12 protein-coding genes are annotated in these 11,516 nt (G+C 66.5%); 8 read left to right on the top strand and 4 right to left on the bottom strand.

Annotated features, from left to right (window positions below; all coding sequences use genetic code 11):
• Positions 1 to 20 precede the first annotated feature (20 nt).
• From BLT68_RS06565 to BLT68_RS06540, 6 genes are all read left to right on the top strand, one after another.
• Entirely contained in the window at positions 21 to 1,007 is a 987-nt protein-coding gene (locus tag BLT68_RS06565; protein ID WP_082175962.1) for a class C sortase, read from the top strand.
• Between the two features lie 239 nt (positions 1,008 to 1,246).
• Positions 1,247 to 1,807, top strand: a complete 561-nt coding sequence (locus BLT68_RS06560) for a hypothetical protein (protein ID WP_050695669.1) — start codon at positions 1,247 to 1,249, stop codon at positions 1,805 to 1,807.
• Positions 1,804 to 2,823 carry a vWA domain-containing protein gene (locus BLT68_RS06555; RefSeq protein WP_074633336.1) on the top strand — a complete coding sequence of 340 codons (1,020 nt, stop codon included), beginning with the start codon at positions 1,804 to 1,806 and terminating at the stop codon, positions 2,821 to 2,823. The genes BLT68_RS06560 and BLT68_RS06555 overlap by 4 nt, the downstream gene beginning before the upstream one ends.
• A gap of 1 nt (position 2,824) precedes the next feature.
• Positions 2,825 to 3,859 (top strand): VWA domain-containing protein, encoded by a 1,035-nt coding sequence (locus tag BLT68_RS06550; RefSeq protein ID WP_050695671.1) that lies wholly within the window; start codon positions 2,825 to 2,827, stop codon positions 3,857 to 3,859.
• Positions 3,849 to 4,835 (top strand): hypothetical protein, encoded by a 987-nt coding sequence (locus BLT68_RS06545; RefSeq protein WP_074633334.1) that lies wholly within the window; start codon positions 3,849 to 3,851, stop codon positions 4,833 to 4,835. Before BLT68_RS06550 ends, BLT68_RS06545 begins: the two co-directional genes overlap by 11 nt.
• Before the next feature lie 283 nt (positions 4,836 to 5,118).
• A complete protein-coding gene (locus tag BLT68_RS06540) occupies positions 5,119 to 5,904 on the top strand; it encodes a CDP-alcohol phosphatidyltransferase family protein (protein WP_074633333.1) in 786 nt (261 codons plus the stop codon).
• A 193-nt stretch (positions 5,905 to 6,097) separates the two neighbouring features.
• Here the strand turns inward: BLT68_RS06540 and BLT68_RS06535 are convergent, their stop codons facing one another.
• Complete coding sequence (locus BLT68_RS06535; RefSeq protein WP_074633331.1) at positions 6,098 to 7,006, bottom strand: cytochrome C oxidase subunit IV; 909 nt, start codon at positions 7,004 to 7,006, stop codon at positions 6,098 to 6,100.
• A 100-nt stretch (positions 7,007 to 7,106) separates the two neighbouring features.
• On the opposite strand from BLT68_RS06535, the gene BLT68_RS06530 reads away from it, so the two are divergent.
• Complete coding sequence (locus BLT68_RS06530) at positions 7,107 to 7,475, top strand: sterol carrier family protein (RefSeq protein ID WP_074633329.1); 369 nt, start codon at positions 7,107 to 7,109, stop codon at positions 7,473 to 7,475.
• A gap of 19 nt (positions 7,476 to 7,494) precedes the next feature.
• On the opposite strand, the gene BLT68_RS06525 is transcribed toward BLT68_RS06530, so the two are convergent.
• Positions 7,495 to 7,773: a DUF4235 domain-containing protein gene (locus BLT68_RS06525; RefSeq protein ID WP_050695675.1), complete on the bottom strand. Its 279-nt coding sequence runs from the start codon at positions 7,771 to 7,773 to the stop codon at positions 7,495 to 7,497.
• Between the two features lie 140 nt (positions 7,774 to 7,913).
• Between BLT68_RS06525 and BLT68_RS06520 the strand changes: the two genes are divergently transcribed.
• Positions 7,914 to 9,128 (top strand): type 2 periplasmic-binding domain-containing protein, encoded by a 1,215-nt coding sequence (locus BLT68_RS06520; RefSeq protein ID WP_050695676.1) that lies wholly within the window; start codon positions 7,914 to 7,916, stop codon positions 9,126 to 9,128.
• A 45-nt stretch (positions 9,129 to 9,173) separates the two neighbouring features.
• Here BLT68_RS06520 and BLT68_RS06515 read toward each other — a convergent pair whose 3' ends face one another.
• Positions 9,174 to 10,493 (bottom strand): DUF4921 family protein, encoded by a 1,320-nt coding sequence (locus BLT68_RS06515; RefSeq protein ID WP_050695677.1) that lies wholly within the window; start codon positions 10,491 to 10,493, stop codon positions 9,174 to 9,176.
• 19 nt (positions 10,494 to 10,512) lie between these two features.
• Positions 10,513 to 11,391 (bottom strand): aldo/keto reductase, encoded by an 879-nt coding sequence (locus BLT68_RS06510; protein ID WP_050695678.1) that lies wholly within the window; start codon positions 11,389 to 11,391, stop codon positions 10,513 to 10,515.
• Between the last annotated feature and the right edge of the window lie 125 nt (positions 11,392 to 11,516).

Raw genomic sequence — 11,516 nt, 5'->3', positions numbered from 1 at the left:
TCCCCCAGCGCGCCCGCACTATGACCCACACGCACGAAACCGGAAGCACCGCGCCCGACGCGCCAGGTGCACAGATAACGCCCGCCAGATCGCGCCCGCCTGCCCAGGAGCAGCGACGGTGGACATTCTCGGCACCCTCGCTGATCCCGTCCCTGCTGGCGCTGGCGGCCATGCTGCTCTGCCTGTACCCGTCGATCTCCGCCTGGATTGTCCAATACAACCAGTCGCAGGTCATCGCCCAGTACAAGGACTCGGTCGGCCGCGCCGACCCGTCGGCCGATGAACAGCTGGCGCTCGCCCACAGGTACAACGACGCGTTGAACTACGGGGCGGTACTGAAGGCGAACACGAACGTGCCCACCGGCGACGGCACCTCCGGTGACGAAAGCCTGGACTATAACTCCATCCTGAGAGCCGACGATACGGGACTCATGGGCAGGCTGAAGGTCCCCACCGCCGACATCGACCTGCCCATCTACCACGGCACCGCCGACGACACCCTCCTCAGGGGGCTCGGGCACCTGGAGGGCACCTCGTTGCCCGTCGGCGGGCAGGGGCAACGCGCGGTCGTCACCGGGCACAGCGGGCTGGCCGAAGCGCGCATGTTTACGGACCTCGACAAGGTTTCGGTGGGCGACACCTTCACCTTCGAGGTGTTCGGCGAGGTCCTCACCTACAGGGTCTTTGATAAAAAGGTCGTCGAACCCGAGGAAACCGAGGCGCTGCGCGCCGACCCGGGGCGGGATCTGGCTACGCTGGTGACGTGCACGCCCCTGGGCATCAACACGCACCGCATCCTGATCACCGGCGAGCGCGTCTATCCCACCCCCCAGAAGGACCTCGACGCGGCAGGCGATGTTCCCGATATCCCCGGGTTCCCCTGGTGGGCCGTCGGCCTGTTGGGGGGAGTCTCACTGATTGGGCTCTACGTGTGGCGCTCCGGGTATCCTGCGCGCCCGAAGAAGCGCGCAAACATCGAACAAATTGCTCAAACGCCTGTCGAATAAACGCGGTCTCCCGGGGTGACACCTGCGGCCAGGCGCCGCACCGGGCATTAGCACTATCGCTCCCGTCGTGGCACAATCAGGTGAACGCGGCGTCGGCTCTGACACGGGAATGGGTGGTCGGTCCGACGCTCCGATGAACACTGGGAAGAGAGTCGGAATGGCACCACGAGCGATGGCAGCACACCGCGCCGTTCACGCCAACACCGCCCCGCTCACCCGCCCGGGCGAAAGGTACGGCGATGTCCGGCAACCTCATTGACAGCCTCCAAGACCCAATCATCTACCCGCACTGGATGTGGGTCGCCGGTGCGGCGCTCCTGCTCCTGGTGGTCGGCTGGGTGGCCTATAGCCTGTGGGCCTGGTGGCACTCGCGTGAGGGCAGCGTCGCTAACCTGCAGACAATCTCCGCGGCCCGTCGCGCACGCTACCACGAGTTCGTCGATCAGATTGCCCAGCGGCGCGCCAGCGGAGAACTCGACGAGCGCGGCACGCACCTGGCGGTCGCGGGCCTCATGCGCGCCCTCGGCACCGAACGCTCGGGTCGTGACCTTGAGGTCGCCACGGTCTCTGAAATCCGCGCATTGGTGCCCACGTGGCCCCAACTGGCAAATGTGCTCGAGGCCTGCGAGACGCCCAGCTTCGTCGGCGACGATGAGGGAGGGGACCCTGCCGGGCGCGACGCGATTCCCACCCCCCCGGATGGCCCACCCCACGGCAGAGGACTTGCCGCGTCACCGATACCGGGCGGCGCCCGCGCCACCGACATCCTGTTCCTCGCCTCGCAGGCGGTGGACGCATGAGGTTTACCTGGCTCATCTTTGTCGTCCTCGGCGTCGTCCTTGCCGCAACCTGCGCCGGCTGGCTGCTCGCGCGCCGCGCTGGTCAACGCTCGGGAGGAAAAGGCTGGGTGGCCAACACCGGCTACCTGCGAGGCCTGCCCAAGTACCAGACGCTCGTGAGGCGCACGCGCGCCTCCCTGGCGATGGCCGTCGTCTGCTTCCTGATCGCGGTCATCGCGACCTCGGTGTCGGCGGGAGCACCCGTGGATCGCTACGTCAAGCACGATAAGTCCTCCAGCCGAGATATCGTGATCTGCCTGGACGCCTCGGGGTCGATGCTTCCCTACGACTCGAAGATCGGCGACGCCTTCAAGCAGATCATCTCCCACTTCGAAGGCGAACGAATCTCTTTGCAGCTGTGGAACGCCTATTCGATGACCATGTTTCCGCTGACCGATGACTACGAGTTGGCTAACGACGTCCTCACGGAGATGGCCGAAACCATCGACGGCGGATTCTCTACCATCGGCGGGCGGATCTCCGTGACAGCGAATCTGGAGAAGTACCTGCGTCCAACGCTTTCGGACGACGACGATCCGAAGGCGTCGCTGGTCGGTGACGGCCTGGCTTCGTGCGTCCTGGGCTTCGACCACACCGACAAGCAGCGGTCCCGCACGATCCTTTTGGCGACCGACAACGAGGTGTACGGTCAGGGCATATACAACCTGTCCGAGGCCATCGAGTTCGCGAAGAGCCAGAAAGTGACCGTGTCGGCCCTCTACCCGGGATCGACGTACGCCATGACCAGCGAGGCCTACGAGCTGAGGGACCAGGTCAGGTCGACCGGCGGCGAGTTCTATGATGCCTCGTCCCCGTCGGCCGTCGACGAAGTCGTCAAGCAGATCGAATCCGAGCAGAAGGAAGACCTCGATTCTGCCGCAAAGATGCTGGAAACCGACCGTCCCGGCGCCGCCCTGGGATGGACCATCGTCGGAGTCCTTTCCCTGCTCGGGCTGCTCGCCTACGGGAGGTTCTGAGATGGTATTTCAACCCGTCGTCAACCTGGCCCTGCTGGTACTAATCGCCCTGATCGCCTCGGGATTCGTCTTCCTTTCCGCCAGGCGCTCCGCGCGCAGACGGATCAAGGACATCGTCCGACGCGCCCTGATCGTCGCGGTCGTCATCATCATGGGGGCGGGTCCTTCCGTCCCCGGCGAAGCCCGCGAGGTGACCTCAGCGCTCGAGGTCTACTTCGTCATCGACCGTACCGGTTCCATGGGCGCCGAGGACTGGGACGGAACAAAACCCCGCATCGACGGAGTGCGCAACGACGTCTCGATCCTCATGAGCATCCTGACCGGTTCGCGCTTTTCCATCATGTCGTGGGACTCGGCGGTGCACACGGACATGCCGCTCACGACCGACGCCTCCGCCGTGGATGCGTACATGGCCAGCTTCGATCGGGAGCTCTCCAGCTCCTCGCAGGGATCCTCGGTGAACCGCCCGGCAAAGGACCTCGCCGCGCTCCTCGCGAAGAATAAGAAGCGTCACCCCCAGAACATCCGCGCCGTCTTTGTCTTCTCCGACGGCGAGACGTCCAACCAGGACCACTGGGCTAAGGCCCCTGCCGGTGAGGAAAACGACTGGGATGCCGTCAAGGAGCACGTGGACGGCGGCCTCATCCTGGGCTACGGGACACAGGAAGGTGGCCGCATGAAGGTGCTGCGCCTGGGTGGCAAGGGTGCCCAGAGCGGCGGTGAGCCAGAGTATATTCGCGACTATTCCCAACCCGGAAGCCCGATCGCGATCTCAAAGATTGACGAGGCAGCCATGAAGACGGTCGCCTCCCGTGTCGGCATCGACTACGTGCACTCGCCCGACAAATCGGCTATCGAGTCCCACGCGCGCTCCGTCCTGGAGGGCGCCACGACCATCTCGGAGTCGCGCAACAAGCAATCCACGTATCGCTACATCATCTGGCCCTTCGCTCTGCTCCTCGGAGGACTCCTCGCGTGGGAGGGCGCAACCCTGGCGCTGCGAGCCCAACAGCTGAGGAACTCCCATGCCATCTGACAACTCCCTGCCCGAAGAGGACCTCCTGCCTTTCGGGGCCCCCGAGGAAGATCCCGTCAACCCGTCGGTCCGCGCGAAACTGAACCCGGCCTCGCCCGGGAAGCAGAAGGTGAAACGATCTGGCCGGGCCCTGCGGCCCCTGCTCTACTCCATCCCGTTTCTGGTGATCGCCCTGGTCGCATCCGCCTACCTGATCGGCGTCACCCTCTGGTCGCGCTCCTCCCTGGGCCACTGGAAAGCCCAGGAGTATGAGGCCGCCCAGGTGGGATACGAAGGGCAGATGAAGTGGACCGCCATCGGCATTGAACGCTGGGTTGCGCACTACAACCTCGGGACAACGCTGACCCGTCAAAACCGCGTGGACGAGGGCGTGGCCGAGCTGCGTACCGCCTTCGAACTGGTCCCCAAGGCCATCGAGGTCAAGCCCGGGCGATTGGAGGCCTTCTCCTACGAGTGCCGCGTACGCGTCAACCTCGGCATCGGCATCGAAATACAGGGAGACATCCTGAACGCTGCGGGATCCCACAGCGAGGCTGCAAACACCTACCAGGAAGCCGAGGAATTGATCTCCCCGTGCCAGAGCACGTCCAATGGCGGCCAGTCCGGCCAGTCGGGGAATCAGGGGCAGTCCGGTGGCCAGGGCCAGTCCGGCGACAAGCAACAGTCCGGCGGGGAATCGGACAATCCCGCCGACAAGAACAAGTCCCGCGTCGAGGACAAGAAGCAAAAGGCCGAGGAACAGTCCGAGGACCGCAGCGATTCCGACAGTCAGCAGCAAGGCCAGCAGCAGGACCAGGGGCAGCAGAACCAGCAGCCCAGCCCCAGCCCGAGTCCGAAGGAAGATCCCTACCAGGGCGAGTCCAAGGAGCAGAAGAAGCGCAGGGAGGACCTGCAAAACCAAAACGAGAACCGCGGAAAGGAACAGCGCGAGAAGCGGGACGAGGGCCGCGTCGGCAACCCGAAAGGCGCCTGGTGAGGCCATCCACGCCTCGCCCTCGCCGTGAGTACGCCATGCCTTTGTCCGTCGGCCGGGTCGTCTCCCTCGATACGCTATGACCTGAACGAGTCGGGATATCCACACTTCTGGGATGCTCTGATGCCGCGGGCGTGGGCGAGATAGCCCGCACCTGCGGCATCGCGCGCACCGCCCGCAGCATCGGTGGCTCCTCGCCCCGGAACCTGCCGGAAGTCCTACCACCGCTTCGCCAATCTTTGGCATACTAAAGGGCGGAAAATAACCGTCACGACAGGAGTCGTTCGTGTCTGAGCAACCCGTCCCCGCCGCCTGCGAGCAGGAGGCTCCCGCCCAGGAGGTCCCGGCCTCCTCCGATACCCCCAGCAAGCCCAGCGTTGGCCGCGTCATCGCCGCGTGGTTGGTGCACGCGCTGACGATCTCTGGCCTCGTGTGGGCAACGCTGTTTCTGTTCGCCATACTGAACAACGACATCCCCATGATGTGGCTGTGGGCCGTCATCGCCCTCATCGTCGATGGAGTCGACGGTACCCTGGCTCGCAAGGTCGGCGTCCGACAGGTCATCCCGTGGTTTGACGGGGCCGTCGTCGATAACCTGGTCGACTACCTGACGTGGACGTTCTTGCCCGCTCTGTTCATGGCCATGTACCTGCCCTTCGGGCCAAAGCCGCTGCCCGCCATCATGATGATCGTCATCCTCGCTTCCTCGGTGTTCTGCTACGCGAACGACGGTGAGAAGTCGAACGACAACTACTTTGTGGGATTCCCCGCGGCCTGGAACTGCGTCGCGATCACCATGTACCTGTTGCAAACCTCCGCCTGGCTGAACATCGCCGCGACGATCATCCTCGCAATTTTGACGCTGGTGCCGATCCACTACACGCATCCCGCGCGCGTGAAACGCTTCCAGATCCCGAACATCATCGGTGCTACCACCTGGATCATCGCGTGTGCGTACCTGGTGGCCGTCTACCCGGCGCAGCCCGTGTGGGTGTTCGTCCTGTTCTGGATCGGCGGCGGCTGGTTCTTGCTCGCCGGATTCATCCGTACGGCTACCGGCGAGGACAAGTAGCGGCGTCTGCCCTCACCTCAGGTGCGACCGTCCCCCGCTCCCTACCGCGGGGGACGGTCGCTTTTTCGGCCCTCGACCTATTGGGGTGGAACCCGCGGTTGCGGGCGCCCCGCCCGCAACCGCAACCGCGTTGCAGCCCCAGCGGTCCAATGACCGCGGGGCGAGCGGTGAAAAGGGACCTACGGCAAGGGTCCTACGGCTGCGCCGCCAGCCCGTTCTTTACGGCCCGGTCGCGCAGGTATCGGAATACCTCCAGGAAGATGCCGCCAAAGAAAATAACGGCGATCGCCAGCCACACGCCCGGGGGAGCGTGCCTGCCGTACATCAGGAAATACACGTAGGGCGCGACGAAAGTGATCGCGGTGGTGAAAGCGCCCACGATGCGGTGCCACAGCTTTTGCCCGGCGACCATCTCGATGAGGCCCCACGTGTAGGGGATGGCGGTGACCATGTCGATGAACCACAGGATGCGCCAGTCGCCCCGGAAATGCGGCACGTAGATGACCGGCACGGCGCGCGCCATGGAATAGATCAAGACGACGACGTAGGCGATGAACTTGGGGTTGCGGCACAGCTTCAGGACGGCCGAGCGCTCGATGATGGGCGCGCCGACCGACCGCGCCGCTTGGGTGGCGTGCGAGGAGGTCGTGAGCGTGTCGAGCCCGGCCATGGCGACGCGGATGAACTCACGCTGTTCGGCTGAGCCGTCGGCCCACTGCTCCAGCAGGTTCAGGGGCGACAGCGCGATGGGCGTGTAACCATTGGATGGGACACCGGCCCGGTGGATGAGGCTCGCGCCCAGGGCGCTGCGCAGCCGCTCCAGCTTGTCCGTGGGGATGACGGTGACCCACAGGCGCACCCGTCGCTGGATGGCGTCGTGCAGTTCGTGGGAGAGGGCGTGCCCGACGGCGGAGTGCGGTGAAAATCCCTCGTCGGCGATGTCGGCGAGGACTCCCGGGTCTTCGATCACGCGGGTCGTGAGGTCGCCGGCGCGGTCGACGCCCGAGACGGAGATGATGGTGGCCGCATCCCACTGGTAGGCTTGCGCGATCTCAAGGTCGAGGATTGAGCGCAGCGTAATGAGGGATGCTGTGTCGGTCACGGTTGTCCTCTCGTCGTGAATGCATCCCATCAATTGTGCCTGACGATGCGGTCGGAACGCACGCGATGGTGCGGGAGCGGGCCGGACGTAGAATCGACGCATGGCGAAACGACGGATCGACCCCGCAAAGGGGATGGAGGCCCTGCTTTTGTGGCGCGACTTACATGAGCGCGGTGAAGACGCGGAGTGCGCGGTGGTTTTCACGGCGGTGCGTTTCACGCTTGAGGAGCTGGGTGCGCTGCATCCGGGCCGTTCGGTGGAGGTGCGCGTGCCTCCCGCGGGCGCGGTCCAGATCCTGCCCGGTACCAGGCATCGGCGCGGGACCCCGCCCGCGGTGGTGGAAACGGATGCGCCCACGTGGCTGTCCCTGGCCTGTGGAATCATCACGTGGGACGAGGCCGTGGCTGCCTCACTGGTCGAGGCGTCGGGGGAACGCGCCGACCTGGGGGCCCTCCTGCCGCTCGCGTGAGGCCGCGGAAGGGGCGAGTTCAGGCCTTAATGGCGGGCGCGCCGAAGCGCGCGGTGAGCCTGGGGGCCAGCCACTTCTGGGAGCCCTTGTACGCGTAGCGCTGGGCGACTGCGGCGATCGCGGCGGAGGTTGCGGCGAAGAGGACCAGGGAGGTCAGCGTGACGTCGTCGGAGTCTTCGACGGGGACGGGGCGCCTGGTGGCGGCCCTCCAGCCGACTTCGACGAGTTTGGAGGCGGCAAAGGCGGCTCCGGCGATGACGACGGTCGTGGCGACCTTCTCGATGGTCTCTGAATCCATGGCTGACTCCTGGCGTGGTTGCGGTTGTCCCCGCGTGCGAACGTGTGGTCCCATCATGCCCCACGCGGCGCTCTCGCGCGAGGCCCACGGCTCCGCTGTCTTATGCTTGGACGGTAGTGTTCCCGTCCGAAGGATTCCTCATGGATCGCGCCCGCTCTGTTTCTGCGCTGTCAGCCCTCGTTGTTGCTGCCACGACGGTGGCGGCCTGTACGCCGGCGGTGTCCTCCAGTGCTCCTCGGGATCCTTTCGTGTCCCCGATCGTGCCCGGGCAGAGCGCGCGGGCATCTTCCGCGGGCGGCGGACACGGGACGATTAATGCTCCGACGCCGCGTTCCGGCTCGGGGACGGTGACCGTTGCGCTGGTGGGTGGCGCGCAGCTGCCGCCCGAGACGGCTCAGGCGTTCACGCGGGCGACGGGTTTCACGGTTGCGGTGGTCTCGGTTGATGGGGCAGGCTCTTTGTCCAAGACCAGCGCGGATGTCGTGCTGGGGCTGGACGGGGCCGACGCCATTTCGGCCAGCGCGGCGGGCGCGATTGCGCCGTCCGCCCCGCAGGACACGGTCACCGTGAGCGGCACGGCGGTCGAGGGGGCTGCGGCCGCGGTTGCGTACGGCCGCGACGACGTGTGCGTCATCGCGGACAAGTCGTGGTTGAGCGCGAATGGCCGTTCCCTGCCGACTTCTTTTGGCGATCTGACCTCCCCGCGCGTGCGCGCCCTGCTGGCGGTCCCCGACCCGGCCTCGTCCTCGGTGGGTCGCGCGTTCGTGCAGGAGGCCGCCGCCCAGACGGGCGAGGGCCTGGGTTCTTTCGCTCAGTCCCTGAATCCGCACGTGGATGCGTCCCTCGGTGCGACCGTGGGCGCGTGGACGGCCGGCGCGCACGTGTCTGAAGGGTACGTCTCCCAGCTCGTGGGTGGGGCAGCCGGTGAGTCCGGCGCGTATCCGCTGGTTGTCGCGCCGCGCTCCCTGGCGGCGGCCGCGGCAACGAACACGGGCGCCGACTCCTATGGCACGCCGATCTCGTCGACGTGCATCGCGCGCATCATGTACGCTGCTTCGACGGCTTCTCCGGCGTCCGACGGCGCGGAATCCCTGATCGCCTGGCTCCAGGGCGAGACCGCGCAGCGCTCCCTGGCCACCACGGGCAGCGCCTACCCGATTGACGGCGGGCTCGCGCCCGACACGAAGGCCGCCTGGCTCATGGGGATCACGGGGGAAGCGGCCGTGGCCGACGAAACGATTGCCTCACCGGACGCGCTCAGCGCGTGGCTGGCGACCTGGAGCTCTGCCCTGTCCTCGCCTGCTCCAACGCAACCCCAGCAGGGGGCGGGAGGCACCTCAGCCGGAGAGAAATAAAGAAATAATCTGGCCCCAAGGCCGTGCCGCCGCCCCACCCAGATCCTACTCGCGCAGCATCGCGGGGTTCACCTTGCACTCCTCGCCAATGCGCATGGGGGCGATCTGGCCTTTATCGCGCAGCTCCAGCAGGCGCGGCACCGTCCGTTCGACGACCTGCCACGGGTCGATCGTGTTCAGGTAGATGCGCGTGCCGCCCTCGAACCCCGCCAGGGTCGAAATGCGCCACTTCAGCAGGATGCGCCAGCGCATGGGGGTCGATACTGTCGGCGGGCGGTGGTACCACTCTTCGTTGGCGGGCACTTCCACGCCCGTCGCGGCGTGTGCGGCGTGCAGGATGTCGGAGATACCGGCCATGGCCTGGTCACTGACTTCCCAAGGATTTGCGGGCGCGCCCAGCGGCCAGATCGCGATACCCGGGAAACGATGGCCAAACCCGGCCAGGGCGACGGCGTGGTCGTTCTGGGCGATCAGTAGCCTGCGTGTGGCGGCGACCGTGAAAATCTGGTCGTAGATGTCGGGCTGGGCGCGCAGGCGCTCGAGTTCGGCTTCCGTTTGGACGGCCAGGTCGTCGATCGCGACGAGCTGCTTGTGCAGGTGGTCGAAGGAAGCCCCGGCGGGCCGCAGCCAGTTCTGGAATGCCGCGACGTAGCGCACCGCCGGGTCTAGGTCATAGAGGTCGCGCATCGAGCGCGCCGTGTACGCGGTGTACTGTGCGTGCTCCTCGGGCGAAAGGGTGCCCGAGCCTGCGAGCTCGTGTGCCTCGGTCGCGCCGTCCACGTAGTGGCGCCTGCCCACGATCAGGTCGTGGCCGCCGGAGAAGAACCCGTTGGCGGACTGCAGGCGCGCGCTCTCGCTGGTCGCGGCGAACTCGCCGTCGCTCATGCCGGATGCCAGCATACGCGCGCGCACGACGCTCATGACGTGCTCGTAGCCCACGTCCGAGGCCAGGTAGCGCGCCATGCGGTGACGATCCTCCTCCGAGGGGACATGCCCGTGGTTGAGGTGCCAGTAGTCGTAGGACACGATCTCGAAGAGGTTGGGGATTCTCCGGAATTCCGCGACCGTGTCGCTCAGCTGGTCGGCACCCAGCGCGTCCAGCTGCTGCCACGTCCCATCGTCTCGACGCACCAGGCGCGACTTCTCCGGCGGCGTCTCGAGATAGCGGGCCGAGCAGAACGCGCAATGGTGGCCTTCCGCTTCGTGATCGACGGGGTTATGGTCGGTGCGGGGGGGAGCCAGCGGCCGATTGCCTCGTCCGGGGACGGTCCACACCTCTGTTCCGGTGAGCAGATTCTGCTGTTTGACTGTTCCGTCGGCCAGGCGCACGATGGCGCGGTCGGCGCGCGAGAGCTTTGAAGCCATTCCTTTATCGTACCCGTCCCTAGAGTCGGTCCATCGTGGTTGGGTGAGACCCGGTGCGCCCGGCCTCGCCCCGGTCGAGCGCGTCGATACGCGCTCTGTGCCCGGGCGACAGGGCGAAAGAAAATACGTCAATGTTTGCGGCCATGCGCTCGCGGCCCAACGTCTTGGGGAAGACGACGTGGCCTCGGTCGAGGGCCCAGCGCAGCGCGACCTGGGCGGGAGTCACCCCCAGCTCGGCGCCGATCTCGCCCAGCGTCGGATCGGTGATCGCTTGCCCGCGCGCCAGGGGGGACCAGGCCTCGAACACCATGCCGAGCCCCTGGGCGTAGCGGCGCAGCTCGTCGTTGGGGAGGAAGGGGTGGGCCTCGACCTGGAGCACGTGAGGGGCAATGCGGGCTGTGGCGCGGACCGCCTCAACGTGGGCGCGTTCGTAGTTGGACAGGCCGATTGCGCGAGCGCCTCCCGCGTCGAACGCCTCCTCGAGCGCGGGCCAGGGCAGGGCGACGTCGCCCCCGTAGAGCGTCGGCAGCGGCCAATGCACGAGCAACAGATCCACGTAGTTGGTGCGCAGTTCCTCCAGGGACCGGCGGATGGATGCGGCCGCCCGTTCGGGTTCGTGGTTCGAGTTGTCCACCTTCGTGGTGATGAAGAGCTGCTCGCGCGCGATGCCGGAGGCCTCCAGCGCGGCCCCGACGGCGGCCTCGTTACCGTACATCTGCGCGGTGTCGATGTGCCGGTATCCAACATCGAGGGCTCGGCTCACCGCGTCGTAGGCGTCCTCGGGGGCGATCTTGTAGGTGCCGAAACCCACCACGGGGATGCGGGTACCCGTCGGCAGGGTGGCGGTCGGCACCGGGGGTCGGGTACGGGTGACGCCGGTGGGGAAAGGAACGTTCATCGGTGAATCCTCCTCGTTGCCCCCAGTGTAGCCTCGGGGTGGGGTCGAGGCGTGCCCTGTTCGCTCGCCCATGGACGAGGCGCCACGGAAACTCCGCAGACACGCGACACGAATCTCAGGATTTG

The organism is Schaalia meyeri (assembly GCF_900105015.1).
Taxonomy (GTDB): Bacteria; Actinomycetota; Actinomycetes; order Actinomycetales; family Actinomycetaceae; genus Pauljensenia; species Pauljensenia meyeri.
This window is presented reverse-complemented; position numbering and strand designations above follow the sequence as displayed.